A 24,062-nucleotide genomic window follows, 5' to 3' on the forward strand; every position below is an offset into this window, starting at 1 on the left:
CTTACGCGAGGCGCGCCCGCGGCTTCATCGTTGCGGCATGTCCTTGTAGCCGTAGCCCAGGCTGATGGTCGCGTCGGCCGGGATCGGCGGCAGGGTGGCGTTCCAGGCCTCCCAGTCCGCGCGCATCCGCGCCAGCCGCTGCGGGTCGCGCGCGGCCAGGTTGGCGCGCTCGCGCTCGTCGGCCGGGATGTCGAACAGGTAGTCGTGGCCGTCCACCCGCAGGTACTTCCAGGGGCCCGCGCGCAGCGCGCGCTGGCCGCGGTGGTTCATGCGCCAGTACAGCGGCCGCTCGAACTCGCGCCCCTCCTCGCGCAGCACCGGCAGCAGCGACACGCCGTCCAGCGGGTGGTCCGGATGCGCGGCCGCGCCAGCGGCGTCCAGCACGGTGGCCGACCAGTCCATGGTCATGCAGTGCTGCTCGCTCACGCGCCCGGGCGCGATCACGCGCGGCCAGTGCGCGATCCAGGGCACGCGGATGCCGCCTTCGGTCAGGTCCATCTTGCCGCCCACCAGCGGCCAGTTGTCGGAGAAGCGCTCGCCGCCGTTGTCGCTGGTGAAGACCACCAGGGTGTCGTCGGCCTGCCCGGTGCGGCGCAGCGCGTCCATCACCCAGCCGATGCCTTCGTCCATGTGGTGGATCATGCGGCGGTAGGTGTGGATGTTGCCGCCGTGCAGGTGGAACAGGTTGTCCCTGACCTCGGCCGCGAGGACCTGGTCGTCGCGCGTCTCCCAGGGCCAGTGCGGCGCCGTGTAGTGCAGGCTGAGGAAGAAGGGCGCGTCCTGCTTCGCCATGCGTTCGACGTAGTCGACGGCACGGCGCGACAGCAGGTCGGTGAGGTAGCCCTCCTCGTGCTGCTCCTCCTCGCCGAAGAAGAGGTCGTGCGAGCCGTTGCTGCTGCAGTGGGTGAAGTAGTCCACTCCGCCGGACATCGGCCCGAAGTACTCCTCGTAGCCCGATCGCAAGGGCCCGAAGGCGGGCGGATAGCCGAGGTGCCACTTGCCGACCAGGGCCGTGCGGTAGCCGGCCGCGCGCAGCAGCGACGGCACCGTCGGCACTTCCGGCGGCAGTCCCAGCGTGGTGCTGCCGCGGCTGCGGCTGTTGATCGGCTCCTCGGCGGCGCCGCGCAGCCGGTACTGGTAGCGCGCCGTGATCAGCGCGAAGCGGGTGGGCGAGCAGACCGGCGAGTTGGCATAGCCCTGGGTGAGCTTCAGGCCGTTGGCGGCCAGGCCGTCCAGCACCGGCGACACCGGGCCGAACTGGGCTTCGCGCCCGCCGTAGCAGCCCAGGTCGGCGAACCCCAGGTCGTCGGCGACGATGAAGACGACGTTGGGCCGCCGCCCGCGGCCCTCTTGCGCGGCTGCCGTCATTCGACTTTCATGCCGGTGTTGCGGATCACCTTGCCGTAGCGCTCGGACAGGCCGGCCAGGCGCTGGGCCGCGGCATCGCCGGCGGTGCCTTCGTAGTGCATGTCCAGGGCGGCGAGCCGGGTCTTGACCTCGGGCTTGAGGATGGCATCGGCGACGGCCTTCTGCAGGGCCTGCGCCACGGCCGCCGGCGTGCCGGCCGGCACCATCGCCATGTACAGCACCTCCTGCTCCAGTTGCGGCAGCCCGGCCTCGGCCACGGTGGGCACGTCCGGCGCGAGCTGCGAGCGCTTGCTGCTGGTGACCGCCAGCGCCGTGACCCTGCCGGCCTTGACGTGCGGCAGCATGCCGGGCGTCGCCAGCACGCCGCCCGTGACCTCGCCGGACAGCACGGCGGTGACGGCCGGGGCGTTGCCCTTGTAGGGCACGTGCGTGATCTTCATGCCGGGGCTTCGGTCGCCATCTCGGCGGCCAGGTGGCCCGGGCTGCCGCTGCCGGCGCTGCTGAAGGCCACGCTCCTGGCCTTGCCGGCCGCGACCAGGTCGGCCATCGCCTTGAAGCCGTTGGACGGGTGGGTGCCCACCAGCAGGCCCGACGAACTCACGATCACCAGCGGCCGCAGGTCGGCCGGCTTGAACGCCATGCTCTTGTAGATGTGCGGGTTGACGGTGAAGGTGGAGTCGATGCCGAACAGCATCGTGTAGCCGTCCGGTTCGGCCTTGGCCACGGCGTCGGGGCCGATGTTGCCGCCGGCGCCGGCCTTGTTCTCCACCACGAAGGGCTGCCTGAACTCGCGCTGCAGGACATCGGCCACCGCGCGCGCCAGCACGTCCAGCGGCCCGCCGGGCGGGAAGTTGCAGACGATCTTGACGGTGCGCGAGGGCCACGCGTCCTGGGCCAGGGCGGGCGCGGCGGCGCTGGCCGACAGCGCCAGCGAGGCGGCGAGGAGGGTGCGGCGTTGCATGGGACCTTTCCTTTCGGGGAGAGAGGGGCCGGGTGCTGCCGCAGCGGCTGCACCGGCGAAAAACGGGGGAGGGTGCTCAGTCGGTCTTCAGGCCGAGCCGGTTGACCACCGGCTCCCAGCGCGCCATCTCGGCCTTCATCACCTGCTGCGCCTCGGCGGCGGAGGAGCCCTGCGCCACCACGTCGGACTGCAGCAGGCGCTGGCGCACCTGGGGCTCCTTCATGATCGCCATGGCCGCGCGCTCGATCTCGGCGACCACGGCCGGCGGGGTGCCGCTGGCGGTCTGCAGCACCAGCCGGAAGCTGGCATCCAGGTCGGGCTGGTTCAGCGCCCTGGCCAGCGTGGGCACCTCCGGCGCCAGCGGCGAGGGCGTGGACGAGGACACCGCCAGCGCCTTGAGCTTGTCGGCCTTCACGTGCTGGATCACCGTGGGCGTGGCCAGGAAACCGCAGTTCACTTCGCCGGCCAGGACGCCCTGGGTGGCGGGAGCGGGTCCGCGGTAGGGTACGTGCTGCATCTTCACGCCGGCCGCCTGCACGAACATCTCGGCCGCCAGGTGACCGGGCACGCCGGGCCCGCCCGAGGCATAGGTGAGCGGACCGGCCTTGGCCTTGGCGACCAGTTCGGCCAGCGTGTTCACGCCGGTGGCCGGGTTGCACACCAGCATCTGGGTGAAGCTGGACAGGATGGACACCGAGACCAGGTCGGTGCGCGCGTCGAAGCCGGTGTTGCGATAGACCAGCGGGTTCACCGTCAGCACGGTGTCCGGGCTGAGCACCAGCGTGTGGCCGTCCGGTTCCGCCTTGGCGGCCAGGCCGGCGGCGATGTTGTTGCCGGCGCCCGGGCGGTTCTCGACCACCACCGGGTGGCTGGTGCGCTTGCCCAGCTGCTCGGCAAAGCTGCGGGCGGTGATGTCCGAGGGCCCCCCGGGGGGCGAGCCGACCAGCACCTTGACGGCCTTGCTCGGCCAGGCGGCGGTCTGCGCGGCGACCGGCGCGACCAGGGCCGATGCGGCAGCGGCGGCGGCGAGGACCGGCGCCAGTCGGAAGGAGCGGGCGATGCGCATGCGTTTCTCCGAAAGGGACAAGGTGGATCAGTCGAGCTGGACGCCGGTGGCCTTGATCGGCTTTTCCCAGCGCGCCAGGTCGGCCCGCTGCGCCGCCGCGAGTTCGGCCGAGGTGGAGCCGACCGGCTCGTAGCCGAGCTTGAGGAAGCGCTCGCGCAGGGCCGGGGTCCGCACCGCTTTCGCCACCGAGCGCTCCAGGTGGGCCAGGGCCTGCGGCGGGATGCCGGCCGGCGCGTACATGGCGAACCAGGCGGTGGCGACCATGTCCACGCCGGACTCCTTGAGCGTGGGCACTTCGGGCACCTGCGGGTCGCGCTGCGCGCCGGTGACGGCGATGATGCGCACCTTGCCGCTGCGGTGCAGTTCGGCCGTCTCCGAGACCACGTCGAACTTGTAGCCGATGTGGCCGCCCACCAGCGCGTTGTTGGCGGGTGCGCCGCCCTGGAAGGGCACGTGGGTGAAGGCGACGCCGGTGCTCTGCTCCACCAGCACGCCCATGAAGTGCGGCAGCGTGCCCAGGCCGGGCGAGCCGTAGCTGGCGCTCTTCGGATCGGCCTTGGCCTTGGCCAGCATCTCGGCCACCGACTTGGCGCCGCTGGCCGGGCCGGACACCACGCCGAACTGGAACACCGCCAGCTGCGACACCGGGCTGAAGTCCTTCACCGGGTCGTAATCGAGCTTGCGGTAGACGTGCGGGTACAGCACCATCGGGCCGCTCGGCAGGATGATCACGGTCTGCCCGTCCGGCCTGGCGGCCTTGACGGCGTTGAGGGCGATGCGCCCGCCGGCGCCGGGTCGGTTCTCCACCACGACGGGGCCGAAGTCGTCGCGGATCGCGTCGGCCACCAGCCGGGCGATCACGTCGGCGGAGCCGCCGGGCGGAAAGCCCACCAGGATCTTCAGCGGCGGCTTGTCCTGCGCGCTGGCGGCGGGCATCCAGGCGGCCGCTGCGGCGAGCAGCAGGCCCGGAAGGATCAACTTTCTCAGGCCCATGTCGGCTCCTCGATTGCGCGGGTAGCGCTCACTCTAGGTGACGCACAATCGATTGATCTAATCAACCTTCCCTCTCGGAAACCCGCATCCGTGCCGCCACGCCTGGGTCAGCCCGCGGAGCTCGACGACCTGCTGCTGTATCGCATCGCCCGGCTGCTGGCCACCGCCGGCAGCATGGTGATCCGGCTGTGCGAGGGCCGCTTCGGCATCACCCGGCGCGAGTGGCGGCTGCTGGCGATCCTGGCGCGCCAGCCGGGACTGATGTCCTCGCAACTGGCCGACCGCGCGCAGCTCGACCGCGCGCGCACCTCGCGCGCGGTCACCTCGCTGGTGGACAAGGGGCTGCTGCTGCGCCAGCCCGGCCCGGCCGACCGGCGCGAGGCGCGGCTGGCGCTGACCGCACGCGGCCAGCAGGTGTACGCCGAGCTGTTCCCGCTGGTGGCGGCCATCAACCGCGAGATGCTGGAGGTGCTGGATCCGGAGCACCTCGAGGCGCTGGATGTCTCGCTGGCGGCGCTGCAGGCCCGCTCGGAAGCCATGGTGGCGGCGTCGTCGGCGGTGCTGCCCAAGGCGGACCGCCGCGGCGGCCGCTCGCGCCGGACCCCGGGATGAGCCGGCCCGGCGGCGCCTGGCTGGCCGGGCGCGGCTGGAAGCCCTTTGCCTTCCAGCAGCAGGTGTGGCGGGCGATCGCCCAGGGCCGCAGCGGCCTGCTGCACGCGAGCACCGGCGCCGGCAAGACCTACGCGGTCTGGCTGGGGGTGCTGGACGAGTTGCTGCGGCGCCATCCGCCCGGGCGTGGCGCCGAGCCCCTGCGCGCGCTGTGGATCACGCCGATGCGCGCGCTGGCGGCCGACACCACGCGCGCGCTCGGCGAGCCGCTGCAGGATCTCGCGCCCGCCTGGACACTGGGCCAGCGCACGGGCGACACCGCCGCCGCCGAGCGCGCCCGCCAGGACCGCCGCTGGCCGACTGCGCTGGTGACCACGCCCGAGTCGCTGAGCCTGATGCTCACGCGCGAGCAGGCGCGCGCCGAGCTGCAGTCGGTCGGCTTCGTGATCGTGGACGAGTGGCACGAGCTGATCGGCAGCAAGCGGGGCGTGCAGGTGCAGCTGGCGCTGGCCCGCCTGCGCCGCTGGAACCCCGCGCTCGTGACCTGGGGCCTGAGCGCCACGCTGGGCAACCTGGACCAGGCCATGGCCGTGCTGTGCGGGGAACCGGCCCGGCCGGAACCGGTGCTGGTGCGCGGCCGGCTCGACAAGCAGCTGGTGATCGACACCCTGATCCCGCGCGAGCCGGGTCAGTACTCCTGGGCGGGGCACCTGGGCGCGCAGATGCAGCAGCCGGTCGCCGAGGAGATCGCCCGGGCCGGCGGCAGCACGCTGGTGTTCACCAACGTGCGCTCGCAGGCCGAGACCTGGTACCAGCTGCTGCTGCAGGCGCGGCCGGACTGGGCCGGCGAGATCGCCCTGCACCACGGCTCGCTGGACCGGGCCACGCGCGAGTGGGTGGAGGCCGGGCTCAAGCAGGGGACCCTGCGCGCGGTGGTGGCCACGTCCTCGCTGGACCTGGGCGTGGACTTCCTGCCGGTGGAGCGGGTGCTGCAGATCGGGTCCGCCAAGGGCGTGGCGCGCATCCTGCAGCGGGCGGGCCGCAGCGGCCATGCGCCGGGCCGGGCCAGCCGCCTGACCCTGGTGCCCACCCACACGCTGGAGATCGTGGAAGCCGCCGCCGCGCGCTGCGCCGCCTACGAAGGCCGGGTGGAAAGCCGCGAGTCGCCGTCCAGGCCGCTCGACGTGCTGGTGCAGCACCTCGTCACCGTCGCCCTGGGCGGCGGCTTCGAGGCCGACGACCTGTACGCCGAAGTGCGCAGTGCCTGGGCCTATCGCGAGCTCACCCGCGCGGAGTTCGACTGGGCGCTGGCCTTCTGTTCGCGCGGCGGCGAGAGCCTGTCCGCCTATCCCGACTACCACCGCATCCGCCAGGACGAACAGGGCCTGTGGCGGGTGCCCGACGCCGGCATCGCGCGCCGGCACCGCCTGTCGGTGGGCACCATCGTCAGCGACGCCGCGATGCAGGTGAAGTACCTCTCCGGCGGCACGCTGGGAACGATCGAGGAAGGCTTCATCGCCCGGCTGCGCAAGGGCGACTGCTTCTACTTCGCCGGCCGGCTGCTGGAATTCGTGCGCGTGCGCGAGATGGTCGCCTACGTGCGCAAGGCCGAGCGCAGCCGTGGCACCGTGCCGACCTGGATGGGCAGCAAGATGGCCCTGAGCGCCGAGCTCGCCGACGCCGTGCTGGAGATGCTGCAGGTCGCTGCCGAAGGCCGCTATCCGCATCCCGAGCTGCGCGCCGCGCGACCGCTGCTGGAGCTGCAGGCGCGCCTGTCGCGCATCCCCACGCCCGGCATGCTGCTGCTGGAGAGCCTGCAGTCGCGCGAGGGCCAGCACCTGTACGTGCACGCGTTCGCCGGCCGCCACGTGCACCTCGGGCTGGCCAGCCTGCTGGCGTGGCGGCTGGCGCGCGATCGCCCCAATACCTTCAGCCTGTCGGTCAACGACTACGGCTTCGAGCTGGTGAGCGCCGAGCCGTTCGACCTCGCGCCGGCGCTCGACGGCCGCCTTTTTGCCACCGGCGAGCTGCTGCACGACGTGCTGGCATCGCTCAACGCCTCGGAGCTGGCGCAGCGGCGCTTCCGCGAGATCGCCCGCGTGGCCGGCCTGGTGTTCGCCGGCTACCCGGGCCAGCCGCGCAGCCTGCGCCAGCTGCAGGCCTCCAGCGGGCTGTTCTACGAGGTGTTCCGCAAGTACGACCGCGGCAACCTGCTGCTGTCGCAGGCCGAGCAGGAGGTGCTGGGCCAGGAGCTGGAGATCGCGCGCCTGCGCGCCACGCTCGAGAAGATCCGCACCTTGCGCATCGAGCACGTGCCCTTGCGCCACCCGAGCCCGCTGAGCCTGCCGCTGATGGTGGAGCGCTTCCGCGAGCAGCTCACCACCGAGCAGCTGTCGGCGCGGCTCGATCGCATCCTGCGGCAGGCGGCGCGCGACCGCGGCTGAGCGCCTGCGCGAGTGGTCCTACAGCCGCTTGCGGCCTCGGCGGCGGGACACGGCGCGCGGCTGTTCCTAGATTGGGCCGGTGCGGCCCGGCCGCCCGATTCCGACGGAGAACCCAGCATGGCATTCGTGACGAACAAGATCCTGGCGGCTGCATCGGCCGTCCTTGCGCTGTCGCTGGCGGGCTGCAAGCCGGCGCCTTATCCCGGGGGCTCGGGCGACCGGGCCGACGCGCCTTCGCAACGTTCCGACTCCGCAGCTTCCCCGGCCCGCACGGGCGACGCGGCCGCCGTTGCGGGACGCGATGCCGTCGACACCCGCACCGCCGCCATGGGCGCTGCGCCCGCTGCCTTGCCGCCGGCCACGCCCGGCGCCGTGCCGCCGCCTGCCGGCGGCCGCACCCCGGACCCGGAGATCACGGCGAGCGTCAAGGCGCAGCTGGCCGCGGATGGCGAGCTGCGCGGCGTGCGCATCGACGTGGACACGCGCGACGGCATCGTCACGCTCAGTGGCGCGGTGCCGACCGCGGCCATGCGGGCGCGCGCCGGCGAGATCGCGCACGCCGTCAAGGGCGTGCGGCGCGTCAACGACCAGCTGACGCTGGCGACCGGCTGACGGCGTTCAGCCGCCCGGGCGCACGATGATGTCGTTGCGGACCGCGCGCACGCCCTTGGTGTTGCGTGCCAGGTATTCGGCCTGCGCCTTCTCCGCGTTGGACTTGGCGAAACCCGACAGCTGCACCGTGCCCTTGAGGGTCTCGACCTTGATGGCCCCGGCATCGACCGTCTTGTCCTCCACGAAGCGCGCCTTCACGGCCGTGGTCGTGGCGGCATCGTCGACGTAGGCGCCGGCGCTTTCCTGGCCGCGCACCACCGCGCAGCCGCTGGCCACGAGGGTGGCGCCGGCCAGCGCGGCGATGGCCAGGGCCCGTGCATACTGCTTCATCCTGTTTTCCCCTTGTCCTGGTGGTCCGGTGCGACGCTTGCTGCTCGCCGCGGGCCGGCCGCACCCTGCCGGCCCGCGCGCGTTCATTCGGGCACCGGTTCCTCGTCGCGCGGGTCGTGCGAGACCGACAGGGCCTGCATCACGACCGACGCCAGCTGCGGCGACTTCACGATCGCCAGCAGCACGCCCGTGACCGAAATCAGCTTCCAGGGGCGCAGGAAGAACAGCGCCGCCCCGGCGAGCGCGGCCACGCCGAGGTACTGCACCGGCTTGCGGCGCGCATAGGCCGCGAGCGCCGGGCGCGCCAGGTCCAGCGCCATGTGGGCGGGGTGGTAGCGCCACCAGCCGTCCGCGACGTCCTGGGCCGCCCGGTACCAGCCCGGTCCGGCGCGGCGCGCCCGCGGCGTCCCGGTGCCTTCGGCAGCCGCCGCAGCCGGGGGGGCGCGATCGTCCGGGGGTGGGCCGTGGCGGCGCACCTCCTTGCGGTGGATGTGTTCGAGGATGGCGAGCCGGCTGCGTTCCAGGCGGTCGCTGCCGGCGCTCACGGGCGCCCCCCGAGCGTGCGCAGCGCCTGCACGTCCGCATCGAGCTGCGCGCGCAGTTCGGCGAAGGCGCGCGCCGGCAACTGCCTGCGCGCGACGACCCAGGCCACCCCCGCGCCGGCCAGCGGCACGGCGGGCACCAGCAGCAGCGCCCAATGAAAGCTTTCGGTCACCGCGCCGAGCATGACCGCCACCCCGGCGAGCAGCACGAACACCACGGCGCAGACGCCGCAGGCGGCCCAGGCGATCGCGCGCTTGCCCACCTCGGTGCCCATGGAGGTGGCCTCCTCCTGCGCCAGCGCCGCATAGCCGGCCACGTGGTCCATGACCAGCTCGGGCCGGCTCACCAGCACCGAGAAGAGCGGATGCACCAGGCTCATGCGGCCGCGTCAGTAGTAGTAGCGGCTGTGACGGCGGCTGCGCGCGACCATCACGATCGCGGCGACCGCCGCGCCGACGGCAGCGGCGATCAGCGCCGACTTGACCGGCTGCTCCGTCACGTAGCGGCCGGTGGCGCCGGCATAGCGCCCGAGGCGTTCCTGGGCGGCGCTGGCCGTCTCGCCCACGGCCGTCATGCCGCGGCTGGCGAGGTCCTGCGCGCCGTAGCGCATCTCGCGCATCTTCTCCCGCGCATCGTCGGCAAAGGATGGCTGGGCGGCTCCGGCATGGAGCGATCTGCTGCTGTAGGCCATGAAAGTGTCCTCTCGTTCGTGGTTGTCCGCCGCGGCCGGACGCGGCGCCGTCGCGTGCGCTGCTGCGGAGAGCGCCGGCGAGAACAGAGCGTAAGCGGCCAAGTCAGCCATGGCTGATCAGCCGCGAGCGTGACCGGCTGTCGGCAGGCAAGGCGGCGGCCCGTAGGAATGGGACTACGGCCGTTCGGGCGCTTTTCAGGCGTGCCGCGGCCGGCGCGGCAGCACGGCGGCCACCCGGGTGCCTTCGCCCGGGCGCGTGCTGACGGTCAGCCGCCCGCCGGCGGCCTCGACCCGGTGCCGCATGCCGGCCAGCCCATGGGTGGAAGGGCGCGCCTGCGCCGGGTCGAAGCCCCGGCCGTCGTCCTTGACCGCGACTTCGACATGGCCCTCGTAGCCATGCACGCTCACCTCGGCGTGCCGGGCCTGCGCGTACTTGGCCATGTTGGTGAGCGATTCCTGCACGAGCCGGTAGACCGTGAGCTGGTCCGACTCGTCCAGCTCCACCGGCTCGAGGCTCGCGGCCACGTCGACGCCGGAACGCTCGGCGAATTCGCGCGTCAGGATTTCCAGCGACGCGGTGAGCCCCAGGTTGGACAGCGCCGAGGGGCGCAGGTCCTCGATGATGCGGCGCTTCAGCGCGATGCCGCTGTTGAGCGTCTCGGTCAGGTGCTTCAGGCGCTGCCCCACCTCCGGCGGCTGGCCCTCCAGCCGCGACTTCAGCCGCGCGACGTCCAGCTTGGCGGCGGTGAGCAGGGCGCCCAGCTCGTCGTGCAGCTCGCGCGCCAGGTGGCCGCGCTCTTCCTCGCGAACCTGCTGCAGGTGGGTGGCCAGTTCGGCCAGGGTGGCGGTGCGCTCGCGCACCTGGCGCTCCAGCAGGTCGCGCTCCTGCTCCAGGGCGCGCTGCTGCTTCTCGTCGGCGGCCTGGAGTGCGGTGGTCTGGCGCAGGTAGAGCCAGAACGCGAGCAGTGCCGCCACGGCGGCCAGGGCGACGCCGATGCGCGCATACAGCAGCGACGCGCCCACCTGGTCGCGGCTGGCTTCGATGCGCAGCCCGGTCGACTGGATCAGCCGGCCGGCCTGCTCGCGGATGGCGTCCATCTGCTCCTTGCCCACGTCGCTGAGCAGCACGAACTTCCAGGTGTCCTCCTTGCCCTCCTTGCGCATGCGCACCGTCAGGTCCATCTCGGCCAGCTTGCGCTGCACGTTGCGGGTGAGCTGGCCGATGATCACCGACTCCTCCGGCGCGACCGCATACGCCTGGCGCAGCCGCTCGAGCCCCTGGCCGATCTCGGCCACGGCGGCGTTGTAGGGCTCCAGGTAACGCGGGTCGCCGGTCAGCAGGAAGCCGCGCGACCCGGTCTCGGCGTCGACCACCAGCTGCAGCAGCCGGTTGATGGCCGTGCGCGCCTGCACCTCGCGCGCCATGCTGTCCAGCTCGGCGTGCGAGCGGCTGTAGCCGGCCTCGTTGATGCCGATCAGCGCCACGGCCGCGAGCAGCGCGAGAAGCAGGCTGATCGCGGTGGCGGGTAGTCTTTTCGAGTGCTTGACTTTCACGTGCGCGCGCACCCGGTAACAATGATCCCCGGAATAATCATGGCTGAAGGGTAGGCCATTTCATTTCCGCCTTGGGCCACAATGGCGCAAGCGAACTGGCACGGGAAAGTGAACACACATGATCAAAGTCGGCATTGTGGATGACCACGCGATCGTCCGCTCGGGACTGAAGCAGTTCTTCTCCGAGCAAGTCGACCTGCGTGTGGTCGGCGAAGCCGCCAGCGGCCGCGAAGCCATCGACCTGGTGCGCACCACCGAGCTCGACGTGCTGGTGATGGACCTGTCGATGCCGGGCCAGAGCGGCATCGACGCGCTCGGCATGATCCGCGCGAAGGCACCGGACGTCGGCATCCTGATCCTCTCGGGTTATCCGGAGGAGCACTACGCGATGAACCTGATCCGCCAGGGCGCCAGCGGCTACCTGAACAAGGAGTGCGAGCCGATGGAGATCGTCAACGCGATCCGCACCATCGCGCTGGGCCGCCGCTACATCTCGCCCGCGGTGGCGGAGCTGCTCGCGCAGCAGCTCAATCGCAAGGAAGGCGGGGCACCGCACGAGCAGCTCTCCGAGCGCGAGTTCCAGGTGTTCCTCAAGCTCGCCAAGGGCGAGACCGCGGGCGACATCGCCAAGGCACTGTCGCTCAGTGTCAAGACCGTCAGCACCTACCGCACGCGCCTGATGGAGAAGATGAGCCTGGCCTCCAACAGCGACCTCACGTACTACGCGCTGAAGAACAAGTTGATCGACTGAAGCGCCTCACGCGCGCGCATGCGACTGCTGCATGCAGTAGTCGATCAGCGCATCGATTTCGTTGGACTTGTCGAACACGGCGTCGGCTCCCAGTTGCGAGCAGCGCTTGCGCATGTCGGTGGTCGCGTAGTTCGAGAGCACCACCACCCGCTGGCCGGGGCGCCGCCCGCGCAGCGCATCCAGGATGCCCAGCCCGCTGCCCTGCTTGAGGAACAGGTCCACGATGGCCAGATCCCATGTCGCGCCCGGCTGCGTGAGCCAGGCCCGGGCGTCGTTCTCCGCCTCCGCCCACCCGAGCACCTTGATGGCGGCCAGCTCCTCCAGCGCGCCGATCAGGTTCTCGCGGATGGTGGCGTTGTCTTCGACGATGAAGGCTTTCAGTTCCACAGGCGACAGGCATCGGCTCGGCCGGACAGCGGTGCCGCCGCGCCATGGCCCGCCGGCCCTGTCGATTGTGGGGCCGCGCGGCAAGCACGGCCGTAGGAGCGCTCCTACCGGTGTCGGTGTAGGCACCGGACGACAGGACCTCACGCAGGGTGCTGACCGTGGCGGCCATCCTCAGCCACCACACTGCTCGCGGTTCAAGCCCGCATCGCACGCAGTACGACCCATCCAAGGCCATGAAGCTGGTCCTCGACACCCTCATGATCTTCTTCGGCACCCTGGCCGCGGCTGCGCTGGTCGCGCTCGGCGAGCCGGTCGACGCCGGGCATTCCCTGATCGCGCCCGCAGTGGCGACTCCCACGGGCGGCGGGCGATGACGGCCTGATGCCATGGGCACCGCCGCGCGCCCGCATCCCTTGCGCTCGCGGCGCTGGTCGAAGCTGCTCGGGGTGGCCGGCGTGGTCCTCGCCGCGCTGGCGATCGGGGTGGCACTGTTCCCCTGGGACCTGCTGCGCGGCCCGATCAACCGCTACGTGAGCGAGAAGACCGGCCGCCACTTCGCGATCACGCAGCACCTGGACGTGAAGGTCGGCCGCACCACGCGCGTGCTGATGGAGGGGGTCGAATTCGCCAATCCGGATTGGGCGCAGGACCCCTACCTGGTCAGGGCGGAGCGCGCCGAAGTCGCCGTGCGGCTGCTCCCCTTGCTCTTTCGCCGCGAGATCATCCTGCCTTCGGTGCGCCTCACCCGGCCGCAACTGGGGCTGCAGATCGAGCCGGATGGCCGACGGACGTGGGCGCTGGGGGGCGATACCTCGGACGAGAAGAACGTGCCGGCGATCGGCGCGCTGCTGGTGGACGAGGGCTCGCTGCACTACGTGGCGCGGCAGCACGGCGCCGACATCCGCACCACCTTTGCGATCGAGCCGGGGCAAGGCGCGGCTGGTGCGCGGGCGGGCCCGCCCATGCCGCTGCGCTTCGAGGCGCAGGGCCGCTGGCGCGACCAGCCCTTCCGCGCGGTCGGCCGCACCGGGGACGTGCTGTACCTGAGCGAGCCGCTGCAGCAGCCGTTTCCGGCGCAGGTGCAGGCCAGCACCGGCAACACCCGGCTGCAGGCCAGCGGCAGCGTGGCCAGCCTGGATGGCGCCAACGTGGATTTCCGGCTGCAGGGTCCCAACCTCGCGGAGATCTACCGGCTGGTGGGCGTGACCCTGCCCGACACGCCGCGCTACGCCGTCGCGGGTCGGCTGTCCAAGGAGGGCGGGACCTGGCACGTGCGCGGGATCGACGCCACGCTCGGCCGGACCGACATGAAGGGGGACCTGTCCTTCGACCGCTCCGGTGCCAGGCCCCTGCTGGCCGGCCGGCTGCAGTCGCACACCCTGGACTTCGAGGACCTGGCGCCGGTGATCGGGCTGGACGAGCGCGAGCGCGGTGCGCCCGCGCAGCCGAAGGCGCAGCAAGGGGCCGGGGCCGACCGCCGCGGGAACGGCAACGCGCCGCAGGATCGCGGCCGCAAGATCCTGCCGGCCGCACCGCTGGACGCCAGCCGCCTGCAAGCCATGAACGCGAACGTGCGCGTCGACGCCGCCCGGGTGGTCAATGCGAAGGGCCTGCCACTGGACCGCATGGGCGTGCAGGTGCGGCTGCAGGACGGCGTGCTGGTGCTGGACCCGCTGGACCTGGGGGTGGCGGGCGGGCGGCTGGCCGGCACCCTGCGCATCGACGCCAATGCGCAGCCGGTGGCGGTGCAGACCCGGCTGGATGCCCGATCGCTCGAGTTGAGCCGGCTGGTCCCGCGGTCGGAATCGGTGCGCAACAGCTTCGGCAAGATCCAGGGCCAGCTCGACCTGACGGCGCGCGGCCGCTCGGTGGCGCAGCTGCTGGCCAGCGCCGACGGCCACCTGGCGCTGCTGATGGGCAAGGGCCAGATCAGCAACCTCCTGCTGGAATTCGCCGGCCTCGATGGCGCCGAGATCATGAAGTTCCTGGTCCGGGGCGACGACCGGGTGCAGCTGCGCTGCGCGGCCACCTCGTTCGACGTGGAGGACGGGCTCATGACCGCCCGCGCGTTCATCCTGGACACCGACGACACGATCTTCCACGGCGGCGGCAGCATCGACCTGGCGCGCGAGCGCATGGACATCGTGATCCGGCCCTCTCCCAAGGACACCAGCATCCTGAGCCTGCGCTCGCCGCTGCACATCGAGGGGGCTTTCGGCTCGCCCGACGTGGGCCTGGACAAGGGGGCGCTGGCCGGGCGTGCCGGGCTGGCCATCGCGCTGGGCGCGATCAACCCGCTGCTGGCGCTGGCGGCCACCATCGAGACCGGGCCGGGCCAGGACGCGAACTGCGCGGCCACGCTGCGCTCGGTTGCCGCGCCGCGCGCCGAGGCCCGGCTGGACAAGGGCCCGACGGCCGCAGGCAAGGCAGGGGACGAGGGGCGGAGGATGGGCGCGGGCCCGGCGAATGCCGGCAATGGCAAGCCATCGGCCGAAACCGGCGCACAGCCAGCCGGCCGGCCGGCGGCACGCACGCCGTCCCAGGCCGCCGATGCGGCCGGGATCGGCAGCCCCGGCAAGCCGGTCGTTCCCTAGCCCCTAGCCCCTAGCCCCTAGCCCCTAGCCCCTAGCCCCTAGCCCCTTCCCCCGCACACCGGACAGCCCGGGCGGCGCGGCGTGCGCATGCGGCTCCATTCCATGCTGCGCGCATCCAGCATCAGCAACTGGCCGGCCGGCGAGGGGCCGATGCCGCACAGCAGCTTCAGGGCCTCGGCCGCCTGGGTGGAGCCGACGATGCCCACCAGCGGCGCGAACACGCCCAGCGTGGCGCAGCGGGTTTCCTCCGGCGCGCTGTCGGGCGGGAACAGGCAGGCGTAGCAGGGCGACGCCGCGTCGCGCGTGTCGTACACCGCCACCTGGCCGTCGAAGCGGATGGCGGCGCCCGAGACCAGCGGCTTGCGGTGGCGCGCGCAGGCGGCGTTGACGGCCTGGCGGGTGGCGAAGTTGTCGCAGCAGTCCAGCACCACGTCGGCCTGCGGCACCAGCTGGTCGAGCAGCGCGGCGTCGGCGTGTGCGACCACGGGCTCGACCCGCACGTGCGGGTTCAGCGACGCCACCGCCACCCGGGCCGACCGGGCCTTGGGCTGGCCGAGCCGGTCCATCGCATGCGCGACCTGGCGCTGCAGGTTGGTCAGGTCCACGTGGTCGTGGTCCACCAGCGTGATGCGGCCGACCCCCGCAGTGCCGAGGTACAGCACGGCCGGCGAGCCCAGGCCGCCCGCTCCGATCACGAGCGCATGGCTGCGCGCCAGCTTCTCCTGGCCCTCGACGCCGATTTCCTCCAGCAGGATGTGCCGGGAATAGCGAAGCAGCTCGTCGTCGGTCATGGGCGGATTGTGGCCGCGAGAGAAAAGCCGCCCGATGTCTTCCCGGCGGAAGCCGGGATTCCATCCCTGGCGGCTCGCGTGCGGCAGCGCGCGGCAGCGGAGGCAGGAGCCTGCCTCGCCACCCTCACTGCGCCTTCTTCTCGTCCTTGCTCTCGATCACCTGCGTCTTGCTCACCAGCACCGGGCGGCCCTTGAGCTGGTTGAGCGCCTGCACGAGCTGGAAGTCCTTGTCCAGCACGCCGTACTCGGGCAGCTTGCGCTCCGACACCGGCTTGCGGGCTTCCTCTTCGGCGCGCTTGCGCGCCTCCTCCCGGCGCTTTTCCAGGGCTGGATCCTTCACCTCGGGACCCTGGCCGTTGCCCAGGTGCTTCTCGAGGTCGGCCTCGCGGGTGCGCAGCAGCGAGAACAGGTTGCCCTCCTCGCTTTCGTCGATCAGCACGTCCGGCACGATGCCGCGCGCCTGGATCGACTTGCCGCTGGGCGTGTAGTAGCGCGCCGTGGTCAGCTTCAGGCCGGTGTCGGGGCCGAGCGGGCGCACGGTCTGCACCGAGCCCTTGCCGAAGGTCTGGCTGCCCAGGATCATGGCGCGCCTGTGGTCCTGCAGGGCGCCGGCGACGATCTCGCTGGCCGAGGCCGAGCCTTCGTTGACCAGCACCACCAGCGGCACGTTCTTGATCGCGGCCGGCAGGCGGCGCAGCGGATCGGGGCCGGCGCGGCGCTGGTAGAACTCCGGCGAGGCCTTGTAGACGAACTTGCTCTCGGGCAACTGGCCGTTGGTGGAGACCACGGTCACGTCCTCCGGCAGGAAGGCTGCGGAGACCGCCACCGCGGCGTCCAGCAGGCCGCCGGGGTCGTTGCGCAGGTCCAGCACCAGGCCCTTGAGGTTCGGGTCGGCCTTGTAGATCTCTTCGACCTTGCGCACGAAGTCCTCGACCGTGCGCTCCTGGAACTGCGACAGCCGGATCCAGCCGTAGCCCGGCTCGACCACCTTGCCCTTGACGGAGACCGTCTTGATCTCCTCGCGGGTGATGGTGACCGGGAAGCTGCGGTTCTCGTCCTTGCGGAAGATGGTCAGCGTGACCTTGGCGCCGGGCTCGCCGCGCATGCGCTTGACGGCCTCGGACAGGGTCAGGCCCTTGACCATGGTGTCGTCGATCTTGGTGATCAGGTCGTTGGTCTTGAGGCCGGCGCGGAAGGCCGGGGAGCCCTCGATCGGCGAGACCACCTTGACCAGCCCGTCCTCCTGGGTGATCTCGATGCCCACGCCGACGAAGCGCCCGGAGGTGCCTTCGCGGAATTCCTTGAACGACTTCTTGTCGAAGTACTGCGAGTGCGGGTCGAGGCTCGCCACCATGCCGGAGATGGCGTCGGTGATCAGCTTGCCGTCATCGACCGGCTCGACGTAGTCGCTCTTGACCATGCCGAAGACGGCGGCGAGCTGCTGCAGCTCCTCCAGCGGCAGGGGGGCCAGCGAGCCGCGGGCGACGGTCTGCAGCGAAACCGTGGTCAGGGCGCCGGCCAATGCCCCCACGGAGACCCAGCCGGCAATCTTGAGTTTGTGTCGCATGCGAAACCTGAAGTCCTCTCGACGATTCAATATACACCTGAGAAGACACTATGACGCCGCGCTTACCCCCGGGTTCCGGAAGAGCGCCGCCACCCGTGCAAAAAGCCCTAACGGCTGAGCCAGCCGGGCGCCTCGAGCCGCCATCCATCCCCTGCGCCCGGAACGGCCGCCTGGCCATTGCATCGGACGGACGGGAGATGGATCTTCGCCGGGATGGCGCTCGTTCAGGCCTTGCCTTGCCGCGCCACCGCCGCGGCGGCCTTCTCGGCGGCCTCGGCGTCCCCCAGGTAGTAGTGCCGGATCGGCCGCAGGTCGCCACCGAGCTCGTACACCAGCGGAATCCCGTTCGGGATGTTCAGGCCCACGATGTCCGCGTCCGGGATGCCGTCCAGGTACTTGACCAGCGCCCGGATCGAGTTGCCGTGGGCCGACACCAGCAGCCGCTTGCCGGACCGGATGGCCGGCGCCATGGCCTCGTTCCAGAACGGCAGCACGCGCGCCACCGTGTCCTTCAGGCACTCGGTCAGGGGCACCTCTCCCGCGGCCAGGCGGGCATAGCGCGGGTCGCTGCGCTCGCTGCGCGGGTCGCCCGGCTCCAGCGCCGGCGGCGGCACGTCGTAGCTGCGGCGCCAGACCAGCACCTGCTCGTCGCCGAACTTCTTCGCCGTCTCGGCCTTGTTCAGGCCCTGCAGGGCGCCGTAGTGGCGCTCGTTCAGGCGCCAGGACTTGACCGTGGGCAGCCACTGCCGGTCCATCTCGTCCAGGCAGTGCCAGAGCGTGTGGATGGCGCGCTTGAGCACGCTGGTGTGGCAGATGTCGAACTCGTAGCCCTCGGCGCGCAGCAGGCGGCCGGCCGCCTTGGCCTGCTCCACCCCGGCGGGCGTGAGGTCCACGTCGGTCCAGCCGGTGAAGCGGTTTTCGAGGTTCCAGGTCGATTCGCCGTGGCGAACCAGCACGAGCTTGTACATGGCGGGTTCCAGGGTCCGGGCAAAAGGCGGGATTCTAGAATCCCTGGTTTGCGCCCGCGGGGGGCGCAGGCAAGGAACAGATGGACTTCGTAATCAACAACTGGGTGCTGTTTGCGGTGGCGTTCGCCTCCGGCGCCCTGCTGCTGTGGCCCATGGTGCAGGGCGGCGCGCGGGGCGGCCTGTCGGCCACCCAGGCGGTGCAGCTGATCAACCGCGAAAAGGCGGTGGTGGTGGACGTGTGCGAGGCGGACGAGTTCGCCCAGGGCCACATCGGCGGTGCGCGGCACATCCCGCTGAACCAGCTCGAGCAGCGCCTGCCCGATGCGGTGAAGAACAAGGCGCTGCCGGTGCTGCTGGTGTGTGCCAGCGGTGCGCGCGCCAACCGCGCACTGGGCGTGGCGAAAAAACTCGGCTACGACAAGGCCCAAGTGCTGGCCGGCGGACTGAAGGCGTGGAAAGACGCTAACCTGCCCCTCGAAAAGGCCTGATCCGACCGAGTGCACCCAGACCACCGCATGCAACCCGTCACCATGTACACCACCGCCGTCTGCCCGTACTGCATCCGGGCCAAGCAGATCCTCAAGGCGCGCGGGGTGGAGAGCATCAACGAGATCCGCGTGGACGCCCAGCCGCAGGAGCGGCTGCGCATGATGGAGATCACCGGGCGGCGCACCGTGCCGCAGATCTTCATCGGCGACACCCACGTGGGCGGCTGCGACGACCTGATGGCACTGGACGGCCGCGGCGGCCTCGTGCCCCTGCTCAATGGCGCGGCGGACTGACCTGAGATAATCCGCCCCATCACCCGCATCGGCCCGCTTCGGTTGCACCCGGCGGGCCTTTCCTTTGCACGAAACGAAAGCACACACCATGGCCGACACCCAGGACCCCGTCTTCCAGATCCAGCGCGTGTACCTCAAGGAGGCCTCGCTCGAACAGCCCAATTCGCCCGCCATCCTGCTCGAGCAGGAGCAGCCCTCGGTCGACATCCAGCTCGGCGTGGAGGCCGCACAGGCGGTGGAAGGCATCTACGAAGTCTGCGTCACCGCCACGGTGACCACCAAGATCAAGGACCGCACGGTGTTCCTGGTCGAGGTCAAGCAGGGCGGCATCTTCGAGATCCGCAACGTGCCGGGCGAGCAGATGAGCGCCATCCTGGGCATCGCCTGCCCGCAGATCGTGTATCCCTACCTGCGCGGCAACGTGGCCGACATCGTCAACCGGGCCGGCTTCCCGCCGGTGCACCTGGCCGAAATCAACTTCCAGGCCATGTACGAGCAGCAGCAGGCCCAGCTGCAGCAGGAACAGACCCCTTCCATCATCACCACCGCGTGAGCGCGGAGCCGCGGCCGTGAAGCTGCTCGTGCTCGGCGCCGGCGCCTGGGGCACCGCGCTGGCCGCGAGCGTGTGCGACCGGCACCAGGTCACCCTGTGGGCGCGCGACGCGGCCCAGGTGCAGGCCTTGCAGCAGCAGCGCGAGAACCGCCGCTACCTGCCGGGGGTGCCGCTTCCGGCGCCGTTGCGGGTCGTCTGCGGGCCCGCACCGGCTGAACTGGCGGCCAGCCAGGAGCTGGTGGTCGTGGCGACGCCGATGGCCGGGCTGCGGTCGATGCTGCAGGCCCTGGCGGGCTGCAGCGTCCCCGTCATCTGGCTCTGCAAGGGCTTCGAGGCGGCCGGCGGCCTGCTCGGGCATGAGATCCAGGCCGAGGTCGCCCCCCGCCTGGCGGGCGGCGTGCTGACCGGCCCCAGCTTCGCCCTGGAAGTGGCCCGCGGGCAGCCCACGGCGCTGGTCGCCGCCAGCGCCCACGGGGCGGTGCGCGACGCCCTGGTCGCGGCCTTCCATGGCCCCGCGCTGCGCGTCTACGGCAACGACGACATCGCCGGCGCCGAGGTCGGCGGCGCAGTCAAGAACGTGCTGGCCATTGCCACCGGCCTGTGCGACGGCCTGTCGCTGGGCTTCAATGCCCGCGCGGCGCTGGTCACGCGCGGCCTGGCCGAAATGACGCGGCTGGGTGTCGCGCTGGGCGCGCGCGCGCAGACCTTCATGGGCCTGTCCGGGCTGGGCGACCTGGTCCTCACGGCCACCGGCGACCTCAGCCGCAATCGCCAGGTCGGCCTGATGCTGGGCCGGGGCCACGGCCTGCAGCAGGCGCTGGATTCGCTCGGGCACGTGGCCGAAGGCGTGTACAGCGCCCGCACGGTGGTGGCACGCGCGCGGCAGTTGCAGGTCGAAATGCCGATCGCGGAGAGCGTGGTGGAATTGCTGGACGGCCGCCTGGCGCCGGACCAGGCCGTGTCGCGCCTGATGGGGCGCGATCCCGCAGCCGAAATGCCCTGGCAGTAGCCCAGGCCGGCGCCAACGGCCCAGCTTGAACGGTCATGCACCCTCGGTTAGCTTGGAAGTCCAAGACCAACTTCCAGGAGTTCGCCCATGAACCGCACCGTCCCCACGCTGGCGCTCGCCGCATTGGCTTCGGGCCTGCTGGTCGCCTGCACGTCCGACCCGACCCGGTCCGCCAATCCGATGGGCTTCTTCATCACCAGCGCGAACCCGGGCCAGGGGGCGAACCTGGGGGGGCTGGCCGGCGCCGACCGGCATTGCCAGGCGCTGGCCACCGCGGCGGGGGCGGGCCAGCGCACCTGGCGCGCCTACCTGAGCACGACCGCCGCCGGCGGCGGCGCCGTGGTGAACGCGCGCGACCGCATCGGCTCCGGACCGTGGCTCAACGCCAAGGGCGTGCAGGTCGCCTCCAGCGTGGCCGACCTGCACGGCAGCGGCAACCGGCTGGGCAAGCAGACTTCGCTGACGGAGAAGGGCACGGTGGTGAACGGCCGCGGCGACACGCCCAACATGCACGACATCCTGACCGGCTCCACGCCCGATGGCCGCGCGTCGACCGCGGCCAATGACACCACCTGCCGCAACTGGACCAGCGGCGACACCGGCTCGGCCATCGTCGGGCACCACGACCGCGACGGCACCAACCCGGACCCGGTGGCGAACGTGTCCTGGAATTCCTCGCACGGCACGTCCGGCTGCAGCCTGCCGGCCCTGAACAGCACGGGCGGAGCGGGGCTGATGTACTGCTTCGCGGCCGACTGACGGGCTCAGGCGATCTGCTCCAGGGCCCGGCGGATCGCCTCGGCGTCCGCCGGCCGCACCAGCCGGGTCACTTCCTGCCCGTCGCGCAGGAACACCAGCGTGGGCCACAGCTTCACGCCGAACGAACGGCCGAGCCGGCGGCCGCTGCCGTCTTCCACCTTGACGTGGCGCACGCCCGGATGCGCGGCCATGGCCTGTGCGATCTTCGGCTGCGCACCGCGGCACCAGCCGCACCAGTCGGTGCCGAAATCCAGCAGCGCCGGACCCTGCCAGGCGTCCACTTCGGCCCGGGTCGGCGCCTGCTCCGAATAGCTCGTTTCCATGCCACGATTGTCCTGTGCGGCGCGCTTGACCGGCGTCAGCCTCGGTGCCGACCCAGGCATGGCGATCCGGCTATGCTCGACCGCATGCATCGATTCGATTTCAGCCCCGCCGCAGTGGCCGAGCTGGCGCGCCAGGATGCGGCGCGCGCGCTCGCCGAGGACGTCGGTGCGGGCGACCTCACCGCGGCGCTGGTGCCGGCGCAGGGCCGGGCCCGGGCCCGCATCCTCGCGCGCGAGGCCGCCGTGGTGTGCGGCGCCCCCTGGGTGGACGCGGCCGTCCACCAGCTCGAGCCGGGTGCGGCGATCCGCTGGCACGTCGGCGAAGGGCAGTGCAGCGCGGCCGGCCAGGTGGTGGCCGAGATCGAGGGCAGCGCGCGTGCGCTGCTCACGGCCGAGCGCACGGCGCTGAACTTCCTGCAACTGCTCAGCGCCGTGGCCACCCGCACCGCCACCTACGTCGAAGCCGTGCGCGGCACCCGCGCGCGCATCGTGGACACCCGCAAGACCCTGCCGGGCCTGCGGCTGGCCCAGAAATACGCGGTGCGCACCGGCGGCGGCACCAACCACCGCATCGGCCTGCACGACGCCGTGCTGATCAAGGAAAACCACATCGCGGCGGCCGGCGGGGTCGGGCCCGTGCTGCGCGCGGCGGCCGGGCTGGCGGCCGCCGCCGCATTCGTCGAGATCGAGGTCGAGACCCTGGCCCAGCTGCAGGAGGCGCTGCAAGCCGGCGCGAAGATGGTCCTTCTCGACAACATGGACCTGCCCATGCTGCGCGAGGCGGTGCGCCTGAATGCCGGCCGTGCGGTGCTGGAAATCTCCGGTGGCGTGACACTGGAGCGGGTGCGCGAGCTTGCAGAAACCGGGGTCGACCGCATCTCCATCGGGGCGCTGACCAAGGACGTGAAGGCCACGGACTATTCCATGCGCCTGCAGGAAATCGGATGAACCCGGTCGTGATTCCCATCAAGGACGTCGAGTACGAGCAGCCGGTCGGCGACACGTGCGACACCCGGCACGCCTGGGCGCGCGTGCCGCCGGAGCCCACCCCGGCCGAGCGGGTGGATCTCAGGGCCCGCATCAAGCGCCTGCTGAAGGAGCGCAACGCGGTCATGGTGTCGCACTACTACGTGCACCCGGACCTGCAGGACCTGGCGGAGGAAACCGGCGGCATCGTCAGCGACTCGCTGGAGATGGCCCGCTTCGGCCGCGACCACCCCGCCCAGACGCTGGTGGTGTCCGGCGTGCGCTTCATGGGCGAGACGGCCAAGATCCTGTCGCCGGAAAAGCGCGTGCTGATGCCCGACCTGGACGCCACCTGTTCGCTCGACCTGGGCTGCCCGATCACGGAATTCAGCGCCTTCTGCGACCAGCACCCCGGCCGCACGGTGGTCGTCTATGCCAACACCAGCGCCGCCGTGAAGGCGCGCTCGGACTGGCTGGTCACGTCCAGTTGCGCGCTGGACATCGTGTCCGCGCTCAAGGACAAGGGCCACAGGATCCTGTGGGCGCCCGACCGCCACCTGGGCGGCTACATCCAGCGCCAGACCGGCGCCGACATGGTGTTCTGGAACGGCTCGTGCATCGTGCACGACGAGTTCAAGGCCTTCGAGCTGGAGGCGATGCTCAAGGAGCATCCCGGCGCCAAGGTGCTGGTGCATCCCGAATCGCCCGCCGACGTGGTGGCCCTGGCCCATGCCGTGGGGTCCACCTCCGCCATCCTGAAGGCCGCGCGCGAGATGGACGCCAGGGAATTCATCGTCGCCACCGACAAGGGGATGATGCACAAGCTGCGCACCCTCAATCCCGGCAAGGTGTTCTACGAAGCGCCCACGGCGGGCAACAGCGCCACCTGCAAGAGCTGCGCGCACTGCCCCTGGATGGCGATGAACGGGCTGGCCGGCGTCGCCCGCGTGCTGGAGACCGGCGCCAACGAGGTGTTGGTCGACCCTGCCATCGGCGTGCGCGCCCGGCTGCCGATCGACCGCATGCTGACCTTCACCGCGGCGCTGAAGAACGGCCAGCCGGCGGGTGCGCTGGTACCGGAGATCGGCGCGGCCTGAGCCGCCGATCAACCCGGCCGCTGTCGGGCCTTTGGCGAGGCGACGGCGGCTGCCGGCACCGTCGGTGCTACCTTGTCCCTTCCGTCAACGAAAGGACTTGCGACATGGCCGACGTCTGGCTTGCTGCCCTGATCACCGCCACCCCCCAGGAGGGCTTCGAGCTGGCGCTCACGTTGAGCCGCCGTGGGGTGCGCTATACCCAGCCGGACACGGACACGCTCAAGCGGCTGCGCGCCGAGTACGCCGAGTCGGCCGAGGGGCTGACCGCCGCCTCGCAGGTGGTGGCGATCAATTTCCAGACCGTCGCGGCTGCGAACAACTACTGGCGCGCCTGACGAACCGGG

29 protein-coding genes are annotated in these 24,062 nt (G+C 71.5%); 14 read left to right on the forward strand and 15 right to left on the reverse strand.

Annotated elements, in window-relative coordinates; genetic code table 11:
- Positions 1-24: 24 nt before the first annotated feature.
- The 5 genes from V6M57_RS15295 to V6M57_RS15315 form a co-directional block, all read right to left on the reverse strand.
- Positions 25-1,368 (reverse strand): sulfatase family protein, encoded by a 1,344-nt coding sequence (locus V6M57_RS15295; protein ID WP_332815861.1) that lies wholly within the window; start codon positions 1,366-1,368, stop codon positions 25-27.
- A complete protein-coding gene (locus V6M57_RS15300; protein ID WP_332815862.1) occupies positions 1,365-1,808 on the reverse strand; it encodes a Bug family tripartite tricarboxylate transporter substrate binding protein in 444 nt (147 codons plus the stop codon). The genes V6M57_RS15295 and V6M57_RS15300 overlap by 4 nt, the downstream gene beginning before the upstream one ends.
- Complete coding sequence (locus V6M57_RS15305; protein WP_332815863.1) at positions 1,805-2,329, reverse strand: Bug family tripartite tricarboxylate transporter substrate binding protein; 525 nt, start codon at positions 2,327-2,329, stop codon at positions 1,805-1,807. Before V6M57_RS15305 ends, V6M57_RS15300 begins: the two co-directional genes overlap by 4 nt.
- 76 nt (positions 2,330-2,405) lie before the next feature.
- Positions 2,406-3,395, reverse strand: a complete 990-nt coding sequence (locus V6M57_RS15310) for a Bug family tripartite tricarboxylate transporter substrate binding protein (protein ID WP_332815864.1) — start codon at positions 3,393-3,395, stop codon at positions 2,406-2,408.
- A gap of 27 nt (positions 3,396-3,422) precedes the next feature.
- Positions 3,423-4,388: a Bug family tripartite tricarboxylate transporter substrate binding protein gene (locus V6M57_RS15315; protein ID WP_332815865.1), complete on the reverse strand. Its 966-nt coding sequence runs from the start codon at positions 4,386-4,388 to the stop codon at positions 3,423-3,425.
- 90 nt (positions 4,389-4,478) lie between these two features.
- On the opposite strand from V6M57_RS15315, the gene V6M57_RS15320 reads away from it, so the two are divergent.
- From V6M57_RS15320 to V6M57_RS15330, 3 genes are all read left to right on the forward strand, one after another.
- Entirely contained in the window at positions 4,479-5,000 is a 522-nt protein-coding gene (locus V6M57_RS15320; protein WP_332815866.1) for a MarR family winged helix-turn-helix transcriptional regulator, read from the forward strand.
- Positions 4,997-7,441, forward strand: a complete 2,445-nt coding sequence (locus V6M57_RS15325) for a ligase-associated DNA damage response DEXH box helicase (protein ID WP_332815867.1) — start codon at positions 4,997-4,999, stop codon at positions 7,439-7,441. Before V6M57_RS15320 ends, V6M57_RS15325 begins: the two co-directional genes overlap by 4 nt.
- A 117-nt stretch (positions 7,442-7,558) precedes the next feature.
- Positions 7,559-8,053, forward strand: coding sequence for a BON domain-containing protein (locus V6M57_RS15330; RefSeq protein ID WP_332815868.1), 495 nt, complete (start codon positions 7,559-7,561; stop codon positions 8,051-8,053).
- Between the two features lie 6 nt (positions 8,054-8,059).
- On the opposite strand, the gene V6M57_RS15335 is transcribed toward V6M57_RS15330, so the two are convergent.
- The 5 genes from V6M57_RS15335 to V6M57_RS15355 form a co-directional block, all read right to left on the reverse strand.
- Positions 8,060-8,383: a BON domain-containing protein gene (locus tag V6M57_RS15335; protein ID WP_332815869.1), complete on the reverse strand. Its 324-nt coding sequence runs from the start codon at positions 8,381-8,383 to the stop codon at positions 8,060-8,062.
- Positions 8,384-8,466: 83 nt separating this feature from the next.
- Entirely contained in the window at positions 8,467-8,928 is a 462-nt protein-coding gene (locus V6M57_RS15340; RefSeq protein WP_332815870.1) for a hypothetical protein, read from the reverse strand.
- Positions 8,925-9,305 carry a phage holin family protein gene (locus tag V6M57_RS15345; RefSeq protein ID WP_332815871.1) on the reverse strand — a complete coding sequence of 127 codons (381 nt, stop codon included), beginning with the start codon at positions 9,303-9,305 and terminating at the stop codon, positions 8,925-8,927. The genes V6M57_RS15340 and V6M57_RS15345 overlap by 4 nt, the downstream gene beginning before the upstream one ends.
- A 9-nt stretch (positions 9,306-9,314) precedes the next feature.
- On the reverse strand, positions 9,315-9,617 hold the full coding sequence (locus V6M57_RS15350) for a hypothetical protein (RefSeq protein ID WP_332815872.1): 303 nt from the start codon (positions 9,615-9,617) through the stop codon (positions 9,315-9,317).
- Positions 9,618-9,812: 195 nt separating this feature from the next.
- Positions 9,813-11,171: a CHASE3 domain-containing protein gene (locus tag V6M57_RS15355; protein WP_332815873.1), complete on the reverse strand. Its 1,359-nt coding sequence runs from the start codon at positions 11,169-11,171 to the stop codon at positions 9,813-9,815.
- Between the two features lie 118 nt (positions 11,172-11,289).
- Between V6M57_RS15355 and V6M57_RS15360 the strand changes: the two genes are divergently transcribed.
- The gene (locus tag V6M57_RS15360) at positions 11,290-11,922 is read left to right on the forward strand and encodes a response regulator (protein ID WP_013902425.1); all 633 of its coding nucleotides are present in this window, start codon (positions 11,290-11,292) and stop codon (positions 11,920-11,922) included.
- A gap of 6 nt (positions 11,923-11,928) precedes the next feature.
- On the opposite strand, the gene V6M57_RS15365 is transcribed toward V6M57_RS15360, so the two are convergent.
- Positions 11,929-12,309, reverse strand: coding sequence for a response regulator (locus tag V6M57_RS15365; protein ID WP_332815874.1), 381 nt, complete (start codon positions 12,307-12,309; stop codon positions 11,929-11,931).
- A gap of 233 nt (positions 12,310-12,542) precedes the next feature.
- On the opposite strand from V6M57_RS15365, the gene V6M57_RS15370 reads away from it, so the two are divergent.
- Both V6M57_RS15370 and V6M57_RS15375 read left to right on the forward strand, forming a co-directional pair.
- Positions 12,543-12,683 (forward strand): hypothetical protein, encoded by a 141-nt coding sequence (locus V6M57_RS15370; RefSeq protein ID WP_332815875.1) that lies wholly within the window; start codon positions 12,543-12,545, stop codon positions 12,681-12,683.
- A 12-nt stretch (positions 12,684-12,695) separates the two neighbouring features.
- Positions 12,696-14,903: an AsmA family protein gene (locus V6M57_RS15375; protein WP_332815876.1), complete on the forward strand. Its 2,208-nt coding sequence runs from the start codon at positions 12,696-12,698 to the stop codon at positions 14,901-14,903.
- Positions 14,904-14,941: 38 nt separating this feature from the next.
- Here the strand turns inward: V6M57_RS15375 and V6M57_RS15380 are convergent, their stop codons facing one another.
- The 3 genes from V6M57_RS15380 to gpmA all read right to left on the reverse strand — a co-directional run bounded on the left by V6M57_RS15380 (position 14,942) and on the right by gpmA (position 18,229).
- Positions 14,942-15,694 (reverse strand): HesA/MoeB/ThiF family protein, encoded by a 753-nt coding sequence (locus tag V6M57_RS15380; RefSeq protein WP_332815877.1) that lies wholly within the window; start codon positions 15,692-15,694, stop codon positions 14,942-14,944.
- Between the two features lie 124 nt (positions 15,695-15,818).
- Positions 15,819-17,261: a S41 family peptidase gene (locus tag V6M57_RS15385; protein WP_332815878.1), complete on the reverse strand. Its 1,443-nt coding sequence runs from the start codon at positions 17,259-17,261 to the stop codon at positions 15,819-15,821.
- Positions 17,262-17,485: 224 nt separating this feature from the next.
- The gene (gene gpmA, locus V6M57_RS15390) at positions 17,486-18,229 is read right to left on the reverse strand and encodes a 2,3-diphosphoglycerate-dependent phosphoglycerate mutase (protein WP_332815879.1); all 744 of its coding nucleotides are present in this window, start codon (positions 18,227-18,229) and stop codon (positions 17,486-17,488) included.
- Between the two features lie 80 nt (positions 18,230-18,309).
- Between gpmA and V6M57_RS15395 the strand changes: the two genes are divergently transcribed.
- From V6M57_RS15395 to V6M57_RS15415, 5 genes are all read left to right on the forward strand, one after another.
- Positions 18,310-18,717, forward strand: coding sequence for a rhodanese-like domain-containing protein (locus tag V6M57_RS15395; protein WP_332815880.1), 408 nt, complete (start codon positions 18,310-18,312; stop codon positions 18,715-18,717).
- A 27-nt stretch (positions 18,718-18,744) separates the two neighbouring features.
- Positions 18,745-19,011 carry a glutaredoxin 3 gene (gene grxC, locus V6M57_RS15400; protein WP_332815881.1) on the forward strand — a complete coding sequence of 89 codons (267 nt, stop codon included), beginning with the start codon at positions 18,745-18,747 and terminating at the stop codon, positions 19,009-19,011.
- Positions 19,012-19,099: 88 nt separating this feature from the next.
- On the forward strand, positions 19,100-19,564 hold the full coding sequence (secB, locus tag V6M57_RS15405) for a protein-export chaperone SecB (RefSeq protein WP_332815882.1): 465 nt from the start codon (positions 19,100-19,102) through the stop codon (positions 19,562-19,564).
- A gap of 16 nt (positions 19,565-19,580) precedes the next feature.
- A complete protein-coding gene (locus tag V6M57_RS15410; protein ID WP_332815883.1) occupies positions 19,581-20,573 on the forward strand; it encodes an NAD(P)H-dependent glycerol-3-phosphate dehydrogenase in 993 nt (330 codons plus the stop codon).
- An 87-nt stretch (positions 20,574-20,660) separates the two neighbouring features.
- On the forward strand, positions 20,661-21,332 hold the full coding sequence (locus V6M57_RS15415) for a hypothetical protein (RefSeq protein WP_332815884.1): 672 nt from the start codon (positions 20,661-20,663) through the stop codon (positions 21,330-21,332).
- A gap of 5 nt (positions 21,333-21,337) precedes the next feature.
- Here the strand turns inward: V6M57_RS15415 and V6M57_RS15420 are convergent, their stop codons facing one another.
- Entirely contained in the window at positions 21,338-21,655 is a 318-nt protein-coding gene (locus tag V6M57_RS15420) for a thioredoxin family protein (RefSeq protein ID WP_332815885.1), read from the reverse strand.
- A gap of 84 nt (positions 21,656-21,739) precedes the next feature.
- Here V6M57_RS15420 and nadC point away from each other — a divergent pair, with 84 nt between their 5' ends.
- The 3 genes from nadC to V6M57_RS15435 all read left to right on the forward strand — a co-directional run bounded on the left by nadC (position 21,740) and on the right by V6M57_RS15435 (position 24,053).
- Positions 21,740-22,603, forward strand: a complete 864-nt coding sequence (gene nadC, locus V6M57_RS15425) for a carboxylating nicotinate-nucleotide diphosphorylase (protein WP_332815886.1) — start codon at positions 21,740-21,742, stop codon at positions 22,601-22,603.
- Positions 22,600-23,718: a quinolinate synthase NadA gene (nadA, locus tag V6M57_RS15430; RefSeq protein ID WP_332815887.1), complete on the forward strand. Its 1,119-nt coding sequence runs from the start codon at positions 22,600-22,602 to the stop codon at positions 23,716-23,718. The genes nadC and nadA overlap by 4 nt, the downstream gene beginning before the upstream one ends.
- Before the next feature lie 104 nt (positions 23,719-23,822).
- Positions 23,823-24,053: a hexameric tyrosine-coordinated heme protein gene (locus tag V6M57_RS15435; RefSeq protein WP_332815888.1), complete on the forward strand. Its 231-nt coding sequence runs from the start codon at positions 23,823-23,825 to the stop codon at positions 24,051-24,053.
- Positions 24,054-24,062 lie beyond the last annotated feature (9 nt).

The organism is Ramlibacter sp. (assembly GCF_036676645.1).
GTDB lineage: Bacteria > Pseudomonadota > Gammaproteobacteria > Burkholderiales > Burkholderiaceae_C > Ramlibacter.